This is a genomic window from Blautia luti (assembly GCF_033096465.1).
Classification (GTDB): Bacteria; Bacillota; Clostridia; order Lachnospirales; family Lachnospiraceae; genus Blautia_A; species Blautia_A luti.
Genome location: NZ_AP028156.1, coordinates 1,072,400 through 1,096,790, shown reverse-complemented (window position 1 = coordinate 1,096,790; position 24,391 = coordinate 1,072,400). Strand labels below are relative to the sequence as shown.

General features: G+C 42.8%; 15 protein-coding genes. 3 read left to right on the top strand and 12 right to left on the bottom strand.

The genetic code is table 11. The annotated features are described in order from the left end of the window. Positions 1–78: 78 nt before the first annotated feature. The 4 genes from putP to R8695_RS05070 form a co-directional block, all read right to left on the bottom strand. On the bottom strand, positions 79–1,614 hold the full coding sequence (gene putP, locus R8695_RS05085; RefSeq protein ID WP_243139456.1) for a sodium/proline symporter PutP: 1,536 nt from the start codon (positions 1,612–1,614) through the stop codon (positions 79–81). A 105-nt stretch (positions 1,615–1,719) separates the two neighbouring features. Beyond that, positions 1,720–2,307, bottom strand: a complete 588-nt coding sequence (locus R8695_RS05080; protein WP_118508690.1) for a DUF5662 family protein — start codon at positions 2,305–2,307, stop codon at positions 1,720–1,722. Further along, positions 2,267–4,159: an alpha amylase C-terminal domain-containing protein gene (locus R8695_RS05075; protein WP_167829740.1), complete on the bottom strand. Its 1,893-nt coding sequence runs from the start codon at positions 4,157–4,159 to the stop codon at positions 2,267–2,269. Before R8695_RS05075 ends, R8695_RS05080 begins: the two co-directional genes overlap by 41 nt. Positions 4,160–4,233: 74 nt before the next feature. Further along, complete coding sequence (locus R8695_RS05070) at positions 4,234–4,989, bottom strand: exodeoxyribonuclease III (RefSeq protein ID WP_154779707.1); 756 nt, start codon at positions 4,987–4,989, stop codon at positions 4,234–4,236. Between the two features lie 190 nt (positions 4,990–5,179). Here R8695_RS05070 and R8695_RS05065 point away from each other — a divergent pair, with 190 nt between their 5' ends. After that, positions 5,180–5,560: a DUF1292 domain-containing protein gene (locus tag R8695_RS05065; protein WP_118508575.1), complete on the top strand. Its 381-nt coding sequence runs from the start codon at positions 5,180–5,182 to the stop codon at positions 5,558–5,560. Positions 5,561–5,703: 143 nt separating this feature from the next. Here the strand turns inward: R8695_RS05065 and R8695_RS05060 are convergent, their stop codons facing one another. The 7 genes from R8695_RS05060 to R8695_RS05030 all read right to left on the bottom strand — a co-directional run bounded on the left by R8695_RS05060 (position 5,704) and on the right by R8695_RS05030 (position 17,423). Continuing rightward, entirely contained in the window at positions 5,704–8,841 is a 3,138-nt protein-coding gene (locus R8695_RS05060) for an alpha-mannosidase (protein ID WP_154779706.1), read from the bottom strand. Between the two features lie 24 nt (positions 8,842–8,865). Then, entirely contained in the window at positions 8,866–10,152 is a 1,287-nt protein-coding gene (locus R8695_RS05055) for a glycoside hydrolase family 125 protein (protein ID WP_154779705.1), read from the bottom strand. Positions 10,153–10,181: 29 nt separating this feature from the next. Continuing rightward, positions 10,182–10,997, bottom strand: a complete 816-nt coding sequence (locus tag R8695_RS05050; RefSeq protein WP_118508572.1) for a carbohydrate ABC transporter permease — start codon at positions 10,995–10,997, stop codon at positions 10,182–10,184. Between the two features lie 3 nt (positions 10,998–11,000). Beyond that, the gene (locus tag R8695_RS05045) at positions 11,001–11,855 is read right to left on the bottom strand and encodes a carbohydrate ABC transporter permease (protein WP_154779704.1); all 855 of its coding nucleotides are present in this window, start codon (positions 11,853–11,855) and stop codon (positions 11,001–11,003) included. 93 nt (positions 11,856–11,948) lie between these two features. Further along, a complete protein-coding gene (locus R8695_RS05040) occupies positions 11,949–13,304 on the bottom strand; it encodes an extracellular solute-binding protein (RefSeq protein WP_167515442.1) in 1,356 nt (451 codons plus the stop codon). A 190-nt stretch (positions 13,305–13,494) separates the two neighbouring features. Further along, positions 13,495–14,628, bottom strand: coding sequence for a GntR family transcriptional regulator (locus R8695_RS05035; RefSeq protein WP_167515441.1), 1,134 nt, complete (start codon positions 14,626–14,628; stop codon positions 13,495–13,497). A gap of 290 nt (positions 14,629–14,918) precedes the next feature. Continuing rightward, positions 14,919–17,423 (bottom strand): beta-mannosidase, encoded by a 2,505-nt coding sequence (locus R8695_RS05030; RefSeq protein ID WP_154779702.1) that lies wholly within the window; start codon positions 17,421–17,423, stop codon positions 14,919–14,921. 403 nt (positions 17,424–17,826) lie between these two features. On the opposite strand from R8695_RS05030, the gene R8695_RS05025 reads away from it, so the two are divergent. Beyond that, positions 17,827–22,095 carry a lectin like domain-containing protein gene (locus R8695_RS05025; protein WP_154779701.1) on the top strand — a complete coding sequence of 1,423 codons (4,269 nt, stop codon included), beginning with the start codon at positions 17,827–17,829 and terminating at the stop codon, positions 22,093–22,095. A gap of 77 nt (positions 22,096–22,172) precedes the next feature. After that, positions 22,173–22,937 (top strand): DUF6062 family protein, encoded by a 765-nt coding sequence (locus tag R8695_RS05020; RefSeq protein WP_154779700.1) that lies wholly within the window; start codon positions 22,173–22,175, stop codon positions 22,935–22,937. A gap of 76 nt (positions 22,938–23,013) precedes the next feature. Here the strand turns inward: R8695_RS05020 and fabV are convergent, their stop codons facing one another. Further along, entirely contained in the window at positions 23,014–24,198 is a 1,185-nt protein-coding gene (fabV, locus tag R8695_RS05015) for an enoyl-ACP reductase FabV (protein WP_154779699.1), read from the bottom strand. Positions 24,199–24,391: the final 193 nt, after the last annotated feature.

Sequence of the window (24,391 nt, the reverse complement as noted above, 5' to 3'; positions counted from 1 at the left end):
TGACCCGTCAAAAAAAGCAGCAGCGCATTTTTTTGCGCTACTGCTATTATAACAAATTCATCCGGAAATGGATAGTCCTTATTTCATGGACGCTACCTGGTCAAAGACATCTGTGATCTCTTTGGACGGTTCTTTGGTAGCAAGGCTGAAGATGATGATCATCACCAGGCTAACTGCGAAACCTACTGCCAGAGAATAGAGTCCTGTATAGCTTCCAAGTGTCTGTCCGGATACAAGAGGTATGTAATCCCAGATAATAACAGTCAGGCCGCCGGAAGCGATTCCTGCAACTGCACCTGCCAGGTTGGTTCTTCTCCAGAACAGGGACATTACCACGATCGGTCCGAATGCAGAGCCAAGACCTGCCCATGCATTGGATACCAGTCCCATAATACTGCTGTCCGGATTCCATGCGATCACAAATGCGATTACGGAAACTGCAATAACTGTAATTCTGGCAACTGTAAGGATCTCTTTAGAATCTGCATCCTTCTTGACAAACTGATGATATAAATCTTCAGATGCAGCAGATGCTGTTACCAGAAGCTGAGAATCAGCCGTGGACATGATAGCTGCCAGGATTCCGCAGAGGAAGATTCCTCCGATGAACGGAAGCGCCAGGTCTGAAGAGAACAGCTTATTGATCATCTCAATAAATACACTCTCTGCTGAAGATGCCCCTTCTGTTCCCAGAACTGTCGGGTACAGATAAGCACGTCCGATGATACCGATAAAGCATGCAGCTGTCAGAGAAAGGATATCCCATACAATGGCGATCACACTGGATTTCTTTAATTCTTTTTCGCTCTTTACAGCCATGAAACGGGTAAGGATATGAGGCATTCCGCAGTATCCAAGTCCCCATGCAAGCTGGGAAAAGATTTCAACAAATGTATAAGGTCTCTCACCATTCTCCAGGGGATTCAGGAAAGCTGCCCCGCCCGGCGCACCGCTCTGCGTGAGAAGATTTCCAAGATTTCCATTTAACATGAAATATGCTACCAGCGGAACAATGAGCAGTCCCACCAGCATCAGGGTTCCCTGTACAAAGTCTGTTACACAGACTGCCATAAATCCACCCATGAATGTATAACACAGAATAACGGCTGCCCCGATAGCCAGAGCTATATGGTAGTCAATACCAAATACCGTGTTAAAAAGCTTGCCTCCTGCTGCCAGAGCTGACGCTGTGTACACCAGAAAGAAGACGACGATCACAATCGATGAGATCAGAAGCAGGATCCTTTTTTTATCCTGAAATCTGTTCTCAAAATATGCAGGAATTGTCAGAGAGTTATTCGCTGCTATGGTATATTTACGAAGTCTGTGTGAGATACACACCCAGTTCAGTACTGTTCCGATAAAAAGTCCTACTGCGATCCAGATCTGACCGGTTCCCAGGGAATAGATTGCTCCGGGCAGTCCCATCAGAAGCCATCCACTCATATCAGATGCCTGTGCTGATAATGCGGCCACCCAGGCATTCAGTCCTCTGCCCCCGAGGAAGTAATCCTCTGAGCTGTTTGTCTTTTTCATATAAACTACACCGATGACTATCATAAAGACCAGATAGACTACAAATGCAGACAATATGATCATTGTAGTTCCACTCAAAATTTTCTCCTCCTGTTTGTTTTTTCATAATAATATTATATCTGCGATCGCGCCGCTGCTTCGCTGCTCCCACGATTTACAAATATATTTTAATACTTTACCACATTACCTGTATGTTGTACAGGTAGATTTTTCCACATTTCTCTTTTTATTGTATTTTCTGCCTTTCAGATAGACATTTTTTATATAGGAGATCAGAACTTCTTCCCCGTGATCATTGAGGATCCGGAGCAGTCCCTCCAGTTCCCTGCTTGTCTCCGGATGGATAAACCACAGTTTCTCCTTTCCTTTCAGGAAATACTGCAGCGGCTGGGTCTGATCATATTTGTCCCCCAGATAATTCCGGGATGCGCTGATCCGGTCCATGACCATCTCCGCAATATATTTCCGGGGCATGGGCACGCCATTGATGATCCTGTCATCTCCCGGTACATAATCGATCCAGTATTCGTAATGATGCCTGTTGCGTCCCTTATGGTGAAGCCAGGAAAGGGAAAGACCTGTTTCTTCTCTCTCTGCATTATTTGGGCTTCTGTCCCCCTGATAGTACTTACAGCCTACCAGAAATTCCACAGGTGAATATTTGGACAGATCATGAAGCAGTCCCTGTTTATACAGTCCTATGCGAAAACAGTAATGCATCACCAGAAGTTTATGTCTGGTGATGGTTTTTAAGTGCAGCCACGGATGCATCCTTCCTGTCTTCTTTTGCATCTTTATTCTCCTCCTGTTCTGCCAGAAGCACTACGATGGTTCGTGGTGCGATTTCCAGTTTCTTTTTATAAGTCTCACTGTCTTCATGCAAAAATCCGTTTTCTTTCACAGCACTGGTGTCAATGACTTTTTTCCATCTGCGGCCTCCCGGAAGATCCGGAAGTGCCAGAGTGCGGGTTTCCCAATGGAAATTGCAGGCAATATAAACAGAATCATCCTCACTGCCGTCTGGTCTGTGTGCATAGGCGCCACAGTACATAATTCCCAGAAGTCTGGATGTATTCTCCGCATTAAGGTACCATGCACGCTCCCCGTGTACAGAAACATCCGGAAGGCCTTTGGTCTGATAATCCACTCCCCGCATTTCTCCCGCAGTGTGAAGAACAGGATGGTCTTTACGGAAAGCAATGGCTTCTTTTACGAATTCCAGAAGTTTTTCATTCTTTTTTAAACCTTTCCAGTCGATCCAGCCTGTGGCATTGTCCTGGCAGTAGGCATTGTTATTGCCGCCCTGGGAATTGCCGATCTCATCTCCGCCGTAGATCATGGGGACGCCCTGGCTTAACAGCATCATCAGAAACGCATTGCGGATCTGCCTGTCCCTCATCTGCCGGATATTCTGCTTACGGCTTGGCCCTTCCACACCACAGTTCCAGGAATAGTTATAACTGCTGCCATCCTGATTGTTCTCATGATTCGCCTCATTATGACGATAATTGTAAGTCACTGCATCATTCAGGGTAAAGCCGTCCTGACATGCCATATAATTGATCACAGCATACTTATCCGGATTTCTTCTCATCCTCCAGGACGCTCCTGCCACCATATCTTCATCACTTTTCAGGAAACGTCTCATATCCTGAAGAAATCCCGGGTTATATTCCGCTATACATTTCTCTGCCGGGAGCTTTTTCCTCCTGATTTCTTTTTCATCGAAGCCCTGAAACATCAGCTTGGTATCCGCCAGCACCGCATCCTGTACCAAAAGAAGCCAGGGAACACCGTCCCCCATAACATGAAACCCATCCACATGATAATACAATCTCCAAAACTGCAGTGCCCTCAACCCCAGCACCGGATTCGTCCCACCCGGAAAATACATCTCCATCACACAGGCAATCCCCGCCTTATGCAATGCCTTGATCATATCCCTGAATTCCCTCTCCGGTTCACTGGTAGCACAGTAAGACCGCTTCGGTGCAAAATAATACCCCTGCATATATCCCCAGAAATTTACCCTGCCCTCTCTTCGTTTCTCGGAAACCATCCCTCCTTCAGCTGATACAGCCGGCTGTGTTTCCATAAATTCATAGGCAGGCATCAGTTCAATGGTATTGATTCCCAGTTCTTTCCAGTATGGGATCATCTCTGTCAGCGCCTGAAAATTCCCTTTTCCGGATGTAATATTCCGGTTCGCTTTTGTATAGCCTCTTACATGGAGTTTATAAAGGAGCATCTCATGATAAGGAATCACCGGGTTCTCATCCCCTTCCCAGTCATATTCCTCTTCATTCAGAAATCCGCAGCGGATCTTATGGGGATCTGTATCCATATCCGCGCCGAATCGTTCTCTGCCGTAAATGCGGTATGCCCAGGGATCTGTATACACTTTTCCGTCCAGAAGAAAATTATACTGATAGTCCTCTGTTTTTAAATCCGGCAGGGTAACTGCACAGATATCCCCAGTCCTGTCCTTTTCTGTAAAAGGGATCTCCACAGACGGCTTTCTTGCATTCTTTTTGTAGAGAACCAGAGACGCCTGTACTCCCTGTGGAACCTCCACTGCGAAATTCACTCCTCTTCGCAGCCTGTTTGCACCGGGTACCAGCACTGATCCCTTCTCTTTTTTTTATTTTCCTGAGGTCAGCCATCTCTCTTTTCCCTCCTTATTATTTGTCCGTATTTTTATAAGTCAATCTGCAGTTCTACAGGACAATGGTCTGATCCCATAATGTCCGTGTGGATAGCTGCATCCTTCAGTCTGTCTTTCAGCTGGGGAGAGGTGATAAAATAGTCAATCCTCCATCCTGCATTCTTCTCCCTTGCCTTAAAGCGGTAGGACCACCAGGAGTAAATTCCTTCCTGATTCGGATAAAAGTACCGGAATGTGTCGATAAATCCGCTCTCTAGCATTCTGGTAAAGCAGGTCCTTTCTTCATCGGTAAATCCTGCATTCTTACGGTTGGTCTTGGGATTCTTCAGGTCGATCTCCTGATGTGCCACATTGAAATCTCCGCAGCAGATCACAGGTTTGTTTTCCTGGAGTTTCAGAAGATATGCCAGAAAATCTGCCTCCCACTGCATCCGGTATTCCAGCCTGCGCAGCTCACTCTGGGAATTGGGTGTATACACGGTAACCAGATAAAATTTATCATATTCCAGGGTAATGACCCTGCCTTCTTTGTCATGTTCTTCTATTCCAAGTCCGTATGTTACAGACATCGGTTCTTCTTTCGTAAATACTGCTGTTCCGGAATAGCCTCTTCTGTTGGCATAATTCCAGTACTGGTGATAGCCCGGAAGAGCCAGATTCACCTGTCCCCCCTGGCACTTGGTCTCCTGCAGACAGAAAATATCTGCATCCAGCGCGTGGAAACTTTCTTCAAAGCCCTTGCCGATGCAGGCACGAATTCCATTTACATTCCATGAGATTAACTTCATATAAAACTGATCTCCTGTTATTTTTCTTTTTTATAGATATTTTTTATTATAACACGTTTTCGTACCGGGATAAACATTTTTTCCCAGGCAATTGCATTCACTGCTGCTTTTTGATACAATATTGTTGTTAAAGGTCCCTGCTCTTACGCAGGGGCAGAAACTGAAAATCAGAAAGAATGAGGAACATAAAATGAGTGATCCATTTACAAACGGCGGCTGCGACCCGAGCGACTGTGCTTCCTGCGGCGGCGGATGCGGAAGCAATGGGGGAGGATGCAAGGTAGATGACCAGCACCGTACCATCACACTGACCATGGAGGATGATACAGAAGTTGAATGCGCCATCCTTACTATTTTCCCGGTAGGAATCAAGGAATATATCGCCCTTCTTCCTCTGGACGAGAACGGCCAGAATCAGAATGGAGAAGTTTATCTCTATACTTTCGAACGTACAGAATCCGGAGATCCGGTTCTTGCCAATATCGAAAGTGACGAAGAATACAACCAGGCAGCTATCGCATTTGATACGGTACTGCAGAATGCGAAGGATTCCGTGCAGAACATCGACTGATCCTTTGTATATCGAACTTCTTCCGGCAGGTTCGTTTCTGCCGGTATAAAAAAGCCATGTGGACTTTTTTATCCACATGGCTTTTTTTATACATTTCTATAGTTTCTACTTCTTATCCCTGCGTGTCGATTCTGACACTTTTTTCAGAATTCTACTTTGACAGTTTCAATTTCATATGGTTTCAGTTCAAGCTCTACCTGACTGCCATTTACGTTCAGAACTTCTCCTATCTCTTCTTCCAGCATATTGCAGATCACTGCACGTTTTACAGGACGTGGGAAGGTCAGTGTAGTCTGACCGCGTCTGTTGTAGCATTCATACAGACGAACGATCACTGCATCGCTGTCTTCTGCTTTCTTAACAGCCTCGATCACAACATTCTCTTTATCTGCCTGAACGAAGGAATAGCTTGCAGGAAGGTTTCCGCCTTCGTTTTCTTTCACTGCTGTCTGATATGGATTATTCAGTACATATGCCTTGGCAACTGTATTCCCTTCTCTCCATCCACCTTCGTGAGGTGCAATGGACCAGGTGAAGCTGTGGTGCTCTTTATCTGCATCAGGGTTCGGATATACTGCGGATTTCAGCATGGTAAGTCCGATCTCTCCGTTGTGGATATCGCATCCATATTTACAGTTGTTGAGTACACTGATACCGTAGCCGTTCTCACTGATATCGATCCATTTATGTGCACATACCTCGAATCTTGCGAAATCCCAGGATGTATTGTAATGGGTCGGACGTGTTACATTGCCGTACTGGATCTCATAAGTTGCTTCTGCAGCATGGATATCAACCGGGATATAATCACGCAGAAGAATCTGTTTTTCTTTCCAGTCGATCTCATTGCGGATATCGATCCTGTACAGTTCCGGATAGAAATACAGATACTGTACAATGGTGGAATCCAGATATTTACGTTCTACACGGATACAGCCGCGTACAGGCCCGTTCTCTGTTACTGTGATGCTCTGTACATCATCTACAGGCCAGGATTTCTCTGTATAATAATTGTTGATATCCCATGCATCGAAGTTATGCGGACGGTCTTCATAGCTCATGATCACGTTGGCGCATTTGCCCTCAGGAAGGATCTCTCTCTTCTGGATCTTGTCATAGATACGGCTGAACTGTCCTTTTTCATTTAATTCTACAATAAAGTATTTCGTCTCTGCACCATGCTCCGTAACCGTCATAGTGCTTTCTGTCTTCGGTGCATCTACTACACCTGCATAAGTGCAGTAACCCTTGGGCGGGATATCATCCAGAATTGCCAGGTCTCCCTCTTCTGTATGCTGAACCTGGATCACTCTGCCGTCACGTTCCAATGCCCCCCATTGACTGTTTTTCGGCAGATAAACCGGTGCAGGAGCCTGTTCACTTGTAGGGTTGTAAACTACCAGTGTTCCTCTGGCTGTATCTACAGCATCTGTCATTGCCTTTAAAGCAGCACCGGACATCTCTTTTGTTTCCTGGAAAATATGTCTGTATTCTTCTTTGGAATCCTCGTAAACCTGTTTGATACTGCTTCCTGGCAGGATATCATGGAACTGGTTTCTCATGAGAACTTTCCATACTTCATATAGTCTGTTTCCCGGATAGGAAGTTCCTGTTTCCAGACTTGCCATTACATTGAACAGCTCTGTATTCTCGCATGCAAATTCTGCCTGACGGTTCCATTTCTTATTTCTTGCCATAGAGGTGTAGGTTCCTCTGTGGTATTCCAGATAAAGTTCTCCCACCCACTTTGGAAGTTCTTTGCGTCCCTGTACATTTTTCTCCAGAGTCTGGAAGAATTCCAGGGAAGTGGACGGTACGGTTTTCGGGCTGCCCGGGATTCCTTTGGCAAGTCTGCGCTGCATTTCCAGCATTTCCTTGGTGACCCCGCCACCTCCGTCTCCATGTCCGTAGGACATCAGCACTTCGTCGTTTAAGTCTTTCTGGCTGTAACGTTGCCATCCACCCATAACCTGGGATGCATTCAAGATTCCATTGTACGTAGTGAAATGTTCTGTTTCTGTACTGCCTTCCTTCGCAGCTACACCGTAATCTCTGGTTGGAATAAAGTGTGTCAGGATCTCTGTTCCGTCAATACCTTCCCACATGAAAGTATCGTACGGCATTTTGTTCACTTCGTTCCAGCTGATCTTCGTAGTCATGAAATATTTGATTCCGCACTTATCCATAATCTGTGGCAGTGCAGCAGAATATCCGAATACATCAGGCAGCCAGAGGATCTTGTTTCTTACCCCGAATTCTTTCTCGAAAAAACGCATTCCATAAAGGAACTGTCTTACCAGTGCTTCCCCAGAGCTTAAGTTACAGTCAGCCTCTACGTACATTCCGCCCTCTGTTTCCCAGCGTCCTTCTGCTACTCTCTTTTTGATCTCTTCATAAAGATCCGGCGCATTCTCTTTTACATACAGATACAGCTGAGGCTGACTGGACATAAACTTGTATTCCGGATACTGTTTCATCAGCTCGATCACTGTGGAAAAGCTTCGTACCGCCTTATCCTGAGTGGTGCGCAGTGTCCACAGCCATGCCACATCAATGTGGGTATGGCCCACACAGTAAACCGTACTGTCGCTGTTTCCGCAGTATTTCTCATAAAATTCTGTCTGCAGATATTCATCTGCCTTTTCTACGCTTTCGAAAAATTCAGGAGAATAAATCTGTCTTAAATCTACCAGATTCAGAGAATCATTCAGACTCTGAAGGATTACTCTGCGGTCACGGCTGTCTTCCCGGAGAAGTCTGGCAACTTCATAAGGAACCAGAAGGTCATAATAATATTTCTCCACAGAAGGCTCCAGAACCTTAAACTCAGAATCCAGATGAAGGGAGAAGTTATTATCACCTGTGTATGCGGACAAAAGAATCTCAAATGTCTCACCCGGTACTGCATTTTCTGTCAGTACCACCTCACGATGGTTCACATCCATTCCCATTCTTCTCTCCCCGTTTATGTACACCATAAACTGAGGATTTACTGCATCCCATTCGCCCTCACGTCCTGTGCGCAGCTCATAAGTCACTTTTTTGCCTGCACATTCCTGTGGCATAGTCAGAGTTGTTTTGAAATAAAAATATTCCCCGTTTCCACCCCAGATATCTCTGGACTCGATCTTTTTCCACATATCATCGGAAATCTCCGGAATATCAATGGATTCTTTTTCGGAATGGATCATCAGATATTCATTCACCGGATATTTCTGGCTGTAAATCATATCTTTGATGGAATCGATCAGTTTAAATACGCGTTCCTTCATTAAAAACATATGTCTTATCCTCCCAGCTGACACTTAATGTAATTTCACGGAGTATCCCAGATAATCCATTACAAATTCGCAGAATACAGAATTGGCCCATGAAAACCATGGTCTTGTATATTTGGTATCATCATCTGCGAAAATGGATTCATGCATGAGATTGGTACCGCCGTCGCTGTTCTCCAGCATTTTAAAGATTGCTTCTTTTTCTTCTTTATCATCAGAAGTGATTCCCTGCATACATAAAGACATACTCCATACATAACGGGTATCTGTATGCGGGCTTCCGATTCCTGTAAGTACCTTGCCCGGGAAATAATATGGATTTCTTTCACTTAATACCATTTCCCTTGTGTTCTGATAACGTTCGTTCTCTTTGTCACAGTATCCGATGTACGGCATGGACAGAAGGCTTGGCAGGTTGGCATCGTCCATTACATTGTACTGTCCGAATCCGTCTACCTCATATGCATAGAAGTCTTTCACTTCTCCGGCTACAATGGCATATTTTTCCACTGCCTCGCGGATCTCTTTGGAAAGATCTCTTGCTTCTTTTGCAAGTTCCTGATCTTTATATACCTCCTGGGCAATCTCTCTGAGATTATCCATCACTACAGATGCCAGCATATTGGAAGGGATCAAATAGCCGTAGATGCAGGCATCATCACTTGGGCGGAATCCAGACCAGGTAAGGCCGATGTTTTTCTTTACCAGAGCGCCCTTTCCTTCTCTGGAAAGAGTGTCTGTGTAAATGCAGTTGCTGCGTTCGAAATAATATGGAGAATTTTCTTCATGATTCTGTTCTGTCTTAAATACTTCGATCACGCGTCTGGCAGCTTTCAGCCAGGTTTGTGTGAAATGTTCTGTACTTCCTGTATTCTTCCACAGAAGATAGGAAAGCTGCAGTGGATAGCAGAGAGAGTCGATCTCATACTTTCTCTCCCAGAGTTCCGGTTTCATTTCTGTACGGTCATCCTGGAAACCATTGCCGTTGGCACTTTCATTAAAAGCGTTGGCATAGGCATCTGTAAGAATACACTCTGCCTGTTTCCGGATCAGTCCTGTGACCATTTTCAGGATTTCCGGTTCCTCCTTTGCAAAAAGAAGGAACGGACGGAGCTGGCAGCTGGAATCTCTCAGCCACATAGCCGGAATATCTCCTGTGATCACGAATACAGAACCATCGTCAAGTGTCTTAATTGTAGTGGACAGTGTATTGGAAATACAGTTTTCGAACATTACGGAAATCTTGTGTTCTTTTCCGAATTTCTCTTTCACTGTCTCGATCATTGCATCTATTGTTTTATATCCGCTTGTCATGTCTAGTCTTCCATTCTTAATTTATTTTATCAGCCTTTATCTGCACCTGACAGACTGAAGCCTTTGGACATCCATTTCTGAGTGATCACATAAAGGATAATGGATGGTAATGTATAAATAACTGAATATGCAGCAAGTTCACCGTAAGCTACAGAATGCTGGCTGAAGAACTGATACAGCATTACAGAAGCCGGATATTTCTCACTTGCTGACAGCAGGATGAACGGAACAAAGAAGTTGCCCCAGCATCCGGAGAATGTGTAGATACCAACTGTACATACACCCGGAAGCATCAGAGGCAGGATTACTTTGAAAATACCCTGGAATCTGGAGCATCCGTCGATCCATGCAGCTTCTTCCAGTGAAACCGGAACAGAATCCATGAAGTTCTTCATCATCCAGATCGCATACGGCATGGAAGATGCTGTCATAAAAAGTACAATACCGAACAGCTTGTTATAAAGACCTACGGTTACAAAAATTTTAAATACAGGTACCATGATAGTAGTTACAGGCAGAGAGTTCATAAAAAGAATGGTCAGCATGAACAGCTTTTTATGTTTCATCTCATATCTGGACAGTGCATAAGATGCCAGTCCGGAAAAAACAACTACCAGGATAGAAGTTCCCAGTGCGATCAGAAGACCGTTGGCAAAAGAACGAAGGTTTGTGGATTTCATCAGAATAGAACGATAATTTCCAAGTGTCATATTCGGCAGGCTTGCTGCCAGTGATGCATTCTTATCCAAAGATGCAAATATTATCCATGCAAGAGGCAGCGCAAAAACAATGGCAAGTATTACAAGAATAATATATGCAACTGCCTTTTCCCGTTTTTCTCTCATAATTTAATCTCCCATCTGTTTCTTCTGTAATCTGATATAGAACAAACTGAAAATAATACCGATCAGAAGAATCAGCATAGAAATCGCTGTACCATATCCAAGCTCATAGTTCTTAAATGCACGGATGTACATAAAGATCGGAAGTGTCTGTACGGTTGTTCCCGTCATGGAGTAAACCATACCGAAAGTTCCCAGTGTAGACAATGTAATCAGCATTGTATTAGTAAGGATAGTATCCTTAATGATTGGGATTGTAATGTAAAACAGGTTCTGAAGTCTGCCTGCTCCATCAATCTTCGCAGATTCTTCTACATCTCCAGAAACGTTATCCAGTGCTGACTGATATACCATCATGGAAAATGCCGTTCCGTGCCAGATATTGGCCAGTACAACCGTAAGAAGCGGATAAGAGAACAGCCAAGAGATCTTGTTGATTCCGATTATTCCCAGAAGTGCATTTAAAGTACCCTTATCTGTATAGAAAGTGTAAGCACAGAGTGCAGCTACCATTTCCGGCATAACCCATCCTGCCAGTACAATGGAACCCACTAATTTACGAAAAGTTTTGTTCTTCTCTTTCATAAGAAGAGCAATGATAAATCCCAGAACAGTCTGTCCTACTACAGAAAAGATAACGAAGAAGATCGTGGATACAATACTCTTTCCTACCGCAGAATCTGTAAACATTCTCTTATAGTTGCTGAATCCTACGAATGCCTGATTTGCAGCAGCGCTTCCTGTCAATGTCAGGTTGGTGAATGAATAGTACACTGTAAGGATAATCGGCCATACAAAAAAGAATACCATTACCAACAGTGCAGGAAGCAGATACAAATATTTCTTATTTCCTTTTGCCATTTTAATTTCCCCTTGCTAAAAAAGGCGGCACTGACGGCCGCCTTTTAGTTATTTTGATATCTCGCAGCTCTTTGCAAAAATCTCTCTTCCGTCTTATTCCACGTGGTCTTCTCCTACAACTGAGCAAACGCTGTTCTTGAAGTCAGACATTGCACTTTCAATATCTGTATCGTTCCTTACGATTGTGTCTACCATTTCATAGATGTAAGAAGAAACTTTGGAGTAGTTTTCATTGTGTGGTCTGAAGAATGCATTTTCAGACATTGCTGTTGCTTCATCTACATACAGTTTGGATTTATATTCATCGTAAGCATCCATACCTGATTTGGTAGCAAGGTTTCCGCTTCCTGTCAGATATGTAATGTAGTTGTCAGATTTCATCATTTCTGTGATAAAACTGAACGCTTCGTCCTGTTTGTCAGAATTATTTGCGATTGCCCAGCTCCATCCACCTGACATTGTTACATATCCGTCACCGTTCTGTTTCGGCATTTCTGCGAATCCAAGAGCGTCCGTCAGAGTGTCATCAGAGTAACCCTGCATCGGATAGCTTCTGTCTTCCAGATAATCTGCATATCCCCAGCTTCCGTTTAAGTACATACCAAGTTTGGCAGTAGACATATACTGGTTTGCATATTCCCAATCACTTGCATCAAATACTTCGGAAAGTGTTCCAATATATCCTTCGTCTTTGCATGTTTTGATGAATTCCAGAGCATCTTTGATTCCCTGTCCGGAAACATTCCATACACCTGTTGACTCATCTACCAGTGTTTCTCCTGTTCCATAAAGAAGCATTTCAAATGTATTCATGCTTGTAGCTTCTGCTTCTGTGTTACTGCATGCAAACCAGATCGGAACCACATCATCACCGCATTTTTCTTTGATTGCTGCGCATGCATCCAGAATATCCTGCCAGGATTCCGGCTGCCAGTCTCTTCCAAGACCAGCTTCTTCCATAACATCTTTATTGTACCATAATCCACGAACATCTGTACTTACAGGCACTGCATATGTCTGTCCATCACTGCCTTTGGTACCTTCTTTTAATGCTTCGATAAAACTGCTGTCCCATTCATCCCAGGCATTAACTTTATCTGTAATGTCTGCTACATATCCTGCTGCAACATCTGTATTCAGCTGGAAGGTATCCTCAAAGAAAATGTCAGGGCATGTATCTTTATCCTGCATTTCTACCTGAATTTTAGTAGCATAATCGCTGTCGTTCGCTACGATTGGCTGAAGTTCCAGATCTACCTTATCTTTATCTGCCCAGTTTTCATAAGTACTGTTGATCCACTGTTCCATGTATTTGGCTCCAGTGCTATCGCTGTCTTTGTATGCTACAATAAGTTTTTCCTTGTCTGCTGCTTTTACGGAAACTGTCGGAGCTACCATAGAGCTTACCATAACTGCGCAAAGTGCTACTGCTGCGATTTTACGTTTCATATTTTTCCTCCTTAATACATGTCTGCAATATGTTATATCATTTATGTCATATTGCAATGTATGTCGTTTGTTGATATATAGAATATAGCATTTAACCCATAACTTGTCAACACAAAATACGGATTCCATGTGCATTTCAATATTTTCGACATAAATCATCCCTGTTTTTTGTAAGCAATGCACATATCATTTATATATCATTTAGTTTTATAACCCTGTAAGGGACGCAGATATCCTCGCTTATGCTCTCTCCACGAACAATTTTCTCCAGAATATCCACAGCCATAACGCCCATAGCCCGCTCATCCTGCCTTACATACGCGATAACCTTCTCATGCTCCATATCTCCTGTTCCATCGAAAGATACGATTTCCCCGGTAACACCGGTTTCTTTCATTGCCTTTCTCAGCAGATAGCACAGTTTCGCTTCGATACACAGATATCCTGTATATTCCTTGTGTTCCAGAAGCAGCTTTTTAAATCCTTCTTCATCATAGGATGCTTCCCCTATAGGGGAATTTCCGGGGGTAGGATTATAATCGGGAATTTCCAGAACGCATCCGTTGATTCCGGCATCTTCCATGATTCCTTCTACAAATCCCTCATATCGGTCTTTGATAGAAGAAGTTCCCATAGATGCATGGGTCACAAATACCAGCTGCTTATGTCCCCGCTCTATCAGCATCTCTGTCAGTTCCCTCGATGCCCTGTGGTTATCCGTGGCAATACAGGGAATAGAAAGCCCCTGCATCTTTCTGTCGATGAGGACTACCGGGAATTTGTCCAATGCCAGCTTAACGATGGTGGTATTGTAGGTTTCATTCTGTGCACACATAATGATCAGTCCCTGTGCCCCGATCTCTATGCAGCTTTTGATTGCCTGGTTTTCTGCCTCAATGCTTCCGTATGTACATTTCAGAAGCATGTTGATCCCTCTTCTGCTGCACTCCCGCTCCATGCTGCGCAGATAGTTTGCGACATAATCACTGTCAAAACTGTCCAGGATCACGCCAATGGTCCTCCCTGTCTGGCGAATCTCCTGCGTCTGCCCGTTTGTTTCCGGTATCTGTGGTGTGCTGTACCTGGCAGTCTGCTTTACTGCTGTTTCCAGAACGAAAGATCCCCGTCCCGGCATTCTGGAGATCATTCCTCTTTCTGCAAGAAGTTCCAGTGCTTTCTTGCTGGTGATCCGGCTCACTCCGTACTGTCCCGCAAGTTCTTTCTCAGACGGAAGCCTGCTGCCTGCCGGATATGTTCCATTTCGGATTCCCTCCAGCAGATCATTATAGATTGTCTCATACATAAACGCCTTGCCTGAAGCCATACTTTTATCCTTTCTTTTATCTGTTTTTCTCTTTGTCTGCTTTACGTTGTTCTTTTTTGAATCTTCTTTTTCTTCTGCCGCTTCCATGTATGCCTAAATGTTATATCATTTATAATCATTCTATCATCATTTTCTCAATTACACCACATATTTTTATCAGGAAATGGTAAAAATCTTCAAAATACAGCCGAAATCACCCATAAACAGATGCAGATATGCAGCAAAAAAGCCGTATGGACCTTTTTTTTCCATACGGCTCTGCCTGTTTTCTCGTACTAAATGATATAAAATCAGATATCATACACACTGCGTACCTGCAGTCCTTCCGGTTTTCCGTCAAGGATCTTTACCCTGCGTTCTCCGGCGTTCATATCAAAGTAATTATCTTCCAGCACCAGATTTTCTGTTTCATTTCGGATTTCCACACTCTTGGCATAGGCATCTGCCGCAACCACGATCTCGTCACCTTCCACTCTCACAGCCAGCTTCGGATCCAGATAATGGAAATATTTCGGATAGGAGAAGATCACCGTTCCCTGAGAGATGATCTGGTCATTTTCCCAGGCTTCATAGCTCACATACTCATTGAAACAGTCAATCTCCGGAAGTTCCACTTTCTCCAGCCAGCTGCTGGAAAGTGCCGGTACTTCCACCCACTGTTCTTCCTGGCGAAGGATCTTCGCATCTGCGCTACGCACTGCATACTTCACCAGTACCTTATGTGCATCCAGTGTTTCATTGGTCACATTCAGACGGATGGATTTCTCGAACTGGAAATGCTGGCGGTTCATATCTGCCTCTGCTGTCATCCAGCTCTGCTCCTCACAGGAGATCATCACCGGTGCGAAGAATCTCTTGGCATAATAATGAAGCGCTTTCCAGCGTCCGTAATAATCAATAGAACTCCAGGAAATTACCGGCCAGCAGTCATTTAACTGCCAGTAGATTGCACCCATGCAACGACCGCGGTTTCTGCGGTAATGTTCCACTCCATAGCGGATTCCATCTGCCTGAAGAAGCTGAGAGGCATATACAAAAGCACTGAAGTTCTCCGGATAACGATAGGCAGCCTGCATATACTTGGCAATCTTTCCATTTCCGCCATAGTTTCTCTGATGTTTCTCCATCACATAAGAAAACGGATTCAGTTCTCTCGGATCATCAGTTACCGTCTCCAGTGTCTTAACAGACGGGAATGACTGGAAACCAAATTCAGAAGCATAGCGGAAGAAATATTTGCGATATTCCGCAAATGGCTTATTTCCATGCCATACCTCCCAGTAATGCACATCTCCACGATTCGGATCATTCGGCTCATCAAAAGATCCGCCTGATGACGGGCTTGCCGGCCAGTAAAATGTATCAGGATCATATTCTCTGAGTACTTCCGGAATAATGCGCTCATACATCAGCAGATAGTCTCTCACCTCTGTAGGTTTCGTTACCCAATTACCCTGCTTTACAAACATTTCCATCTCATTATTGCCACACCACAGTGCAAGTGACGCATGATGACGGATTCTTTTGATATTATCAATAAATTCCTGACGGATATTTGCCTCAAATTCCGGTGTCAGTTCATAGACCGAGCAGGCAAACATAAAGTCCTGCCATACCATCAGGCCAAGTTCATCACAAAGATCAAAGAACCAGTCCTCCGGATAATAGCCGCCGCCCCAGACACGAATCGTGTTAAAGTTTGCTCTCTTACACTGAAGAAGCAATTCTCTGGTACGTTCCTTTGAGGTTCTCTGCAGCAGATTATCCTCTGGAATATAATCTGCACCCATTGCAAAAATCTGATGGCCATTCACTTCGTGAGCAAAGCTTTCTCCCCACTCATCTTTCTCAATGTGCATGGTCAGTGTCCGAAGTCCGATTTTCTTACACCAGGTATCGACGGTTTTATCTCCTGCTTTCAGATCTACCTGAACCTGATATAATGGCTGCTCTCCCAGACCGTTTGGCCACCAGAACTGTGGATTCTCGATTACGATTTCATCCGGAGATCCGTTACTTACAATTTTCGTTCCATCTGGCGCAGTTACTGTAACTTCATATTCCAGTAAATCCTCATCCGCTTCACTTTCCACGCCCTGATCAGGAATCTCCACGCTGTTTTTTCCGTCTGTATCAATTTCCTCTTCGTCTACTGTCTCTACATCCACTTCCGGAATCAGCAGTACTTTTCCATCCTCATGTACCTGACGGATATATATGCTGTCCAGTCTGGCTGACTTGATTCCCAGAAGAGTTACAGGACGGAAAATACCGCCATCCGGCAGACAGGCACCCCAGTCCCATCCAGACATGTAATGCGCTTTACGAAGATGCATAAATCCCTCTACTGTATCTTCATTTCCGATGTTTTTGTACTTTTTAAAAGCCTCTGCCATGAATTTCAAAGGTGATCTGATGATAACCCGAAGTGTATTCTCGCCTTTCTGTAACAGTTCTCCAACCGGAAATTCCCAGACTCTGTGCATATTATCTGCTTTTCCCAGATAACATTCATTCAGATAAATATCTGCGATCGTATCGATTCCGTCAAATCTAAGAAGTACTTCCTGACAATTCTCAAACTGTTTCTCATCATATGTAAATACAGTTCGATATTCGTAATTCTCCTCCATCAATGCTTTCGCCTGATATTCGTTGTCTCCAAAGAATGGATCAGACATCTTTCCCGCTTTAAGAAGCACTGAATAGATATCCCCAGGCACCTGCGCAGGAACCCAATCCTGTTTCTTAATATCGCATAATTGCCAGTTCTCATTAAGCTGTAATTCTACCATTTACTTTATCCCCCTTAAATTATTTTGATAAACAAGTCTCAACTCACTCCAAAATAGTTACATTTATTGTAACTATTCAGCAGTCTACTATCCCGAGACATACAAGTCAAAATCCCATCGCCGAAGGCGATTTTTAATGGATTTTGACTCGTAACTGTGAAGGTACTGAACAGTTACCATTTATTTTTTTATTGTACACATCATACCATATCAAACCTTGCCAGAAAACTAATTTTTTTAAAGTCATATACTTTTAACTTCATCTGAAATTCAACAACCTACTAACCAATAGTTAATAGATTCCCATTTCTTTCATCTATATACTATAAGTAACCCCTAATATCATGTAACATTTACTATCAGCGGATGGTATTACACCGTCCCAAGAGAAGGAGGTCTCTATATGATTAAAAAGAAAAACTTTCTACCCTTCGTCTTAAGTTTTCTTATGATTTTCTCTGATGCCCAGATTTCATGGGCTATTTCCGGCGAAGATTTTTCTGATGGAACTGTTTCTGATAATACTGTTTCTGATAATACTGTTTCTGACGAAATCTTCTCCGATGCAAGTATCTCTGATGATATCTGTAACGATACTGATCCTGATAACATATCAGATATTTCAGATATTTCAGATATTTCAGATGATTCAGAACCAGAATTTCTTCCAAACGCAAATAAAGCTTCGTCCATTTCACTCACCGACGACAGCGGATTTGAAGACCCTGTCTTCAGAGAGTGGATTTCTGAAAACGTTGACGCGGACCATAATGGACTTCTTTCTGTCAAGGAAATCGAAGCATGTACCAAAATCAATATATCTTCTATGTCTGTCGATTCGTTAAAAGGTATTGAATATTTTTACAATCTGAAAACTCTGGACTGTTCCCATAATCAACTGCTCTTTCTTGACCTGAAATCCAACACTGCCCTGAAATCCCTGAACTGTTCCTACAATAATCTGACTCGATTGAATCTCTCTTCCTGTAAAAAATTGAAAGAGCTGGATGCTTCTTCTAATTTTTTTGGAAATTCCACCGAGATAAGTTTTTCAAAAACTTCTTCTCTTAAAAAATTAAATATCGCTTCCAATTTTCTTAACGAATTTAATTTTTCACGTTTTTCCGGACTGAAAGAGTTAAATTGCAGCGACTGTAATCTTTCATCCTTAAACCTGTCTTCCATGCCAGCACTGGAAAAGCTTATCTGTTCCAAAAATTCTCTGGATATCCTGAACATGAGCCGACTTTCTAACTTAAAGTATCTGGACTGCTCTTCCAGCAGTATACAGACCTTAAAGCTGCCTTCCACCAGATCACTGGACACTATTTATTGCCAGAACAATCTTCTCACAGAATTGAACCTTTCCGGTTTTTCATCTCTGAAAAGATTAAACTGTTCTGATAATAAACTGTCTGATCTGAATTTTGACGACTGTCCTCTCGAAGAATTAAACTGCGGCGGAAACACGGCACATACTCCCGAAGAATTCTATGACCTCTCTCAATTTGCAGATCCGGAAACCATCACAGTTGTGGAAAACGGCATGATTGATTCCTCTTACCGGCTGACAGCTGTTAATAAAACATCTCCCGCAAAAATCCGGCGAAAATTTGTCAGCGCAGGTATTGAACACTATGATACACAGCTCATTTACATTGGATATCTTCAGGAAAAAGACTTCCAGTCACACGACCTGTTTCAGCAGATGCAACAACTATATCCTCTGACGGACGACCATATGTTATCGCGTGAATATCTTAAAAAAGTTTCTTCTCTTACCTTCAGCGAAAACTTTCCTTTGTACCAGACAGATCTATTTTACTTTACAGGATTAAAGAGTCTGACTTGCACAGATCTTGAGCAGCTTACCGATCTTGACCTCAGTAAAAATTCTGAATTGATTGAACTGACCTGTACAGGCACAGGAATCCGTTCACTAAACCTTACAGCAAACTCCAGACTGGAATATATTCAGTTAAGTGGTAACAAACTATCTTCCCTAAATGTAACCGGACTCACGAATCTTTCATTCCTTGACTGCCGTTTTAATTCTCTGGATACTATTGAAACCAACGGCTGTACTTCCCTGAAAAGTTCTCTGTTTTTTCCTCAGAGTGTATGTTTAGTCAAGGCAGATTCCTCAGGAAAAATTCCTTTTTCCGAAATCGGAAATTTCCATGAGAGCTTGTCACCTTCTGAAATACTCGTACCTGGCACCGAGCTGATGTATGCATCCGGAGACAATTTCTTCACTCTTCTAAATCCTGTTGGAACTATGACAGAAGCCTCTTTTTCTATTGTAAATTGCGATACCGGATTCACTCTCGGAACCTGTCATATGACAGTTACTATTGAATCAGGAACCCCAATCGCTCCTGTCAAGCCAACGTTAAAGAAGATCAAATCCTCACATAAAGTCACCATCTCCTGGAAAAAAGTGAAGAATGTCAGTGGTTACCGGATTCTACGAAAAGAAAAAGATAAACAGGGTGCTTCATGGCAGGCTATTGCAACTGTTTCTCCTTCACAGACTTCTTACACAGATAATACCGGACTGATTAAAAAAGCTTACCTGTATACCGTTCAGTCTTACACATTTCAAAATGGTAAAAGAGCCTACAGTAAGTATAATACCAAAGGTTTGAGCGGCACTGCAAAGTTCAAACGTCCCACCGTAAAAAAGCCTGAAAAAAATACACTTATGCTTCTTAAATGGAACGATATCACAGGTGCTGACGGCTATCGGATCTATCGCAGAAAGAAAGGAACATCCAAATGGACTAAACTGGCAGATCTCGATTATTTCGAAACATCTTATACAGATGAAATGGCAATTCCAAAAACAATTTATGATTATGCCGTTCGTCCCTATCGGAAAACTGGCAGCAAAATTTCTCTTGGAGACTACGGCTCTACCGGATACATATGCCAATTATCCATTCCAAAAGTCAGTCTGACATCTGTCACCGAACAGAATATCGGTATCACAGTCAAATGGAAATATTTACCTTATGTTACCGGATATTTCATTTATCGAGCTGATGATTCAAACAGCAAATACTATAAAATCGAAGATATACTAAACGATCCTGAAAGTGGCAAATACGTTGAATATTACGAATCTGCGACATTTGACTCCGGCAGTCCATTATATAAAGTCCGTGCATATCTCCTTATAAACGGAAAACACTACTATGGTCCATATTCCAAATCCGTTGCTCTGAATCCATATTCTGATAACCCAAATGCCAGTGATTTTTCAGAATTTCATATGGGTTACCAGACAAGTAATCGTTCCTCATCCACAGGTTTTGACCGTAATTACGATGAAGGTGGCAGTTTTTCTATGGCTGCCGCCTATCTTACACGTGGAACTGGTCCTGTATACGAATGGCAGGCACCCTATAAGAATCTCCGTTCAGCAGCTGATGTTTCCTTTTCACCAGCTCTTAAAATAGATGAAATTATTTTTATCCCTGAACGAAAAAGTGCTCTGGATAATCAGGCGATCAAACAGACCGTCATCAATTATGGGGCAGTATCCGCATCTTATGTTTCTGTTGAAGAATATTATTCCAGCGATGATCTTTCCTATTATCTCCCTGCTGATTATAACGCAGGCAGAGCGCCAGTTGGTTCTTCTCCCGTCATAGCAACAAATCACGCTATCGCCATTATCGGTTGGGATGATAACTACTCAAAAGAAAATTTTGTGACAGAACCCGCTGGGAATGGTGCATTTCTCTGTAAAAACAGCTGGGGAACAGAATTTGCAGACAATGGATATTTCTATATTTCCTATTATGATGGATTTCTCGGTATCCAGGAATTTTCCATGGCATTTGGAAAAGTTTCCAGTGATAAGACCTACAAGCGCATTTACCAGTACGACCCGTTAGGCGCTACCTCTGCTTTCGGATATAACGATGAATTGTACTGTGCTAATGTTTTTCCGGAAAATAATCAGAAATTAAAGAAAAAAGAGCAGCTCGGTTCCGTCTCCTTTTATACTTATGATAGCAATTACAATTATGAAGTTTATATCGTATCCTCCTTCAAAGGCAAAGATTCACTGCTAAAACTTCCCACTCCTTCTGCATCAGGCATCTGCAAATATGCGGGATATCACACAGTAAACCTCAAGAAACCGATAACCTTAAAAAGTGGAACACGTTTCGCAGTTGTTATAAAATTATGGAGTACAGCCGGTGCAAAAACATATTTTGAGGCTCCGCTTGGCGACAGCAGTTCCCTCGCCACAGCCTCTGATGGCGAAAGTTACATTAGCCATCATGGAAATATCTGGACAGATTTTAATGTCTATCAGCCTGGCACTAATGTCTGTATAAAAGCATTTAGCAATGGTGATATCGCAGAAAGTATTCCTGCTGCCGGCGCAGACGGAGAGGATATCTCCTGTGAAGTCTATTCCTCAAGCGAACTCAAAGAACATGGATTTATCCTCAACCCGACTTATACAGATGATTCATCCGGTATCATTTCCTCTATAACTACAGGCGATACCCCTTTTGCATCTGCCGAAATATTTCCTGCTTTCTATGATTTACGTCAATATAACCGTGTATCCCCGGTAAAAGATCAGGGAAACTTTGGATTATGCTGGACTTTCGCCACTTATGCTTCCCTTGAGAGCTTCTTGCTTTCCTGATATTATAGTTTTTCTTGACACTAACTAATTTTCTGTGCACAATAAGAAGAAAAAGCTACGATTGGAGTTCTATTAAGATGAAAGAAAAATTATACACCATCCCACTTAATGACGCAGTGAATGCCAATGATGAATGCCCCTTTTGTTTCATTGAGCGTGAACTGGAACAGAATTCGCTGAATTTCGTGCTTGGTAACAGTTCTTCTTATATGGAAAGTGACATTCGTGACCAGACTGATAAAGCCGGATTCTGCAAAATACATATGAAGAAAATGTTTGATTACGGAAATACGCTTGGCAATACATTGATTCTTCAGACACATTACCATAAGCTTCGCGAAGAAATGAAAAAGCAATTCGATTCTTTCACACCCGGAAAGTCATCGATTTTAGGGCGTTTTCGCCGTTCAGATGCAGGCACAGACAAAAATACGCTTGCTGCCTGGGTTGTTTCTAAAGATTGCAGTTGTTTTATCTGCCAGAATATTTCGGATACTTTTGCACGATATGTGGAAACTTTTTTCTGGCTGTATCGGCAGGATAATGAATTTAAGAATAAAATTCTGCGCAGTAAAGGCTTCTGTCTGCATCACTTCGGAATTCTGTGCGATGGTGCGGATAAGTATCTGAATGATAAAGAAAAGGCTGAATTTTATCCGGCTATGTTTAAACTGATGGATGAGAACTTCCAGCGTATGGAAGAAGATCTTGTATGGCTGTCGGATAAGTTTGACTACAGAAATAAGGATGCCGACTGGAAGAATTCCAAAGATGCTCTGCAGCGTGGAATGCAGAAGCTTCGCAGCGGGTATCCGGCAGATCCGGTACATAAGGCTAAATAAATCGTAAATAAAAATTCTCTCTTAACTTTTATGCACGGGTGTTAACCGTACTTGTTTGTTAAGAGAGAATTTTTTATTACATTACTATACCATCAATTTCTACGTCAGCATCCACATCCTGCGTATAGTTGATATCTTCATAGTGGAATCCAAACATATGGTAAAAATCTTCCCAGTAGCCGTCTATGTCGCAGTATTCATTTACAGTATCTGTCGTAACAGCCTTCCAGCATTTCTTTACTTCTTCCTGAACCTCCGGTGTCAGTTCATAGTCGTCCATACGAATGAAGCCATTCTCATCTGTCTGGAATCCTGTTGGTGTGTAGAGTTTCTTAGTAAAGAGTCTGGCAATCTGTTGGATGCAGTTTTCATGGGTTCCGGCTTTTTTCATTACTTTATAGAGGATTGCGAAATACAGCGGTACAACCGGGATTGCTGCGCTTGCCTGGGTCACAAGACCTTTATTTACTGATATTACTGCACGAACATCCGGGTGTGCCTGGTTGATTTCGGACATTGTTTTCTGTAAGTGCTGTTTGGCAGTTCCGATGGTTCCGTGGTAGTAGATCGGATAAGTAAGCTCCGGTCCGATATAGGAATATGCTACAGTGACTGCGTTCTCAGTCAGTACATCTGCTGCTTTCAGCGCATCAATCCAGTCTGCCCAGTCTTCGCCTCCCATAACTTTCACTGTACTTAAAACCTCTTCTTCCGTAGCCGGACCTACTGTCTTTTTTGTAATCTCATTATTTCGCAGATCAAGGCTCTTCTCTGTGAAAGCTTCGTCTGTCGTTTTCAGACAGGATGACCATGTCTTACCGTCAGCATCTGTACGTCTCGGTGCTGCCAGACTGTAAACTACTAAATCTACTTTTCCCAGGTCTTTTTTGATCAGTTCAACGGCTTTCACTTTGATTTCTTTTGAAAACGCATCTCCATTGATAGTCTTGGCATAAGCACCTTTTTCTGCTGCCAGACGATGAAATTCTGCTGTATTGTACCATCCCGGGGTTGCTGTTCTTCTTCCGTTTGCCTGGCGTTCGAACATGATTCCCAGTGTGTCTGCACCGCAGTTTTCCAGAGCGCAGATGCGGGATGCAAGACCGTAACCTGTGGAACATCCGATGATCAGTGCTTTCTTTGTTCCGTTTACGGTTCCCTGCTTACAGGCGTAGGATGCCTGATTGCGTACACTTTCTGCGCATCCCTGTGGATGTGCGGTTGTGCAGATATATTCTCTTACTTTTGGTTCGATGATCATGACTTTTTCTCCCTAAATTTATTTTTACTTGATATTTTATATTAAAGCTGCTTCTGTCTTTGATAAATATATCTTTATAAATTCTACGAATTACAAATATTTTGAGTCTCAAAATATTATAGCAAAGAAAAAGTAGAACGTAAAGTGAAAATCTCAGTTTCTTCTCTATGTTCTACTTTTTAAACATTCTGAT

What these genes read in the sequence shown, in the direction of transcription:
- R8695_RS05080 (WP_118508690.1), bottom strand. Translation starts at nt 2,307, where the DNA reads ATGCATCCGTGGCTGCACTTAAAAACCATCACCAGACATAAACTTCTG.
- R8695_RS05070 (WP_154779707.1), bottom strand. Translation starts at nt 4,989, where the DNA reads ATGAAGTTAATCTCATGGAATGTAAATGGAATTCGTGCCTGCATCGGC.
- R8695_RS05065 (WP_118508575.1), top strand. Translation starts at nt 5,180, where the DNA reads ATGAGTGATCCATTTACAAACGGCGGCTGCGACCCGAGCGACTGTGCT.
- R8695_RS05060 (WP_154779706.1), bottom strand. Translation starts at nt 8,841, where the DNA reads ATGTTTTTAATGAAGGAACGCGTATTTAAACTGATCGATTCCATCAAA.
- R8695_RS05055 (WP_154779705.1), bottom strand. Translation starts at nt 10,152, where the DNA reads ATGACAAGCGGATATAAAACAATAGATGCAATGATCGAGACAGTGAAA.
- R8695_RS05050 (WP_118508572.1), bottom strand. Translation starts at nt 10,997, where the DNA reads ATGAGAGAAAAACGGGAAAAGGCAGTTGCATATATTATTCTTGTAATA.
- R8695_RS05045 (WP_154779704.1), bottom strand. Translation starts at nt 11,855, where the DNA reads ATGGCAAAAGGAAATAAGAAATATTTGTATCTGCTTCCTGCACTGTTG.
- R8695_RS05040 (WP_167515442.1), bottom strand. Translation starts at nt 13,304, where the DNA reads ATGAAACGTAAAATCGCAGCAGTAGCACTTTGCGCAGTTATGGTAAGC.
- R8695_RS05035 (WP_167515441.1), bottom strand. Translation starts at nt 14,628, where the DNA reads ATGGCTTCAGGCAAGGCGTTTATGTATGAGACAATCTATAATGATCTG.
- R8695_RS05030 (WP_154779702.1), bottom strand. Translation starts at nt 17,423, where the DNA reads ATGGTAGAATTACAGCTTAATGAGAACTGGCAATTATGCGATATTAAG.
- R8695_RS05025 (WP_154779701.1), top strand. Translation starts at nt 17,827, where the DNA reads ATGATTAAAAAGAAAAACTTTCTACCCTTCGTCTTAAGTTTTCTTATG.
- R8695_RS05020 (WP_154779700.1), top strand. Translation starts at nt 22,173, where the DNA reads ATGAAAGAAAAATTATACACCATCCCACTTAATGACGCAGTGAATGCC.
- fabV (WP_154779699.1), bottom strand. Translation starts at nt 24,198, where the DNA reads ATGATCATCGAACCAAAAGTAAGAGAATATATCTGCACAACCGCACAT.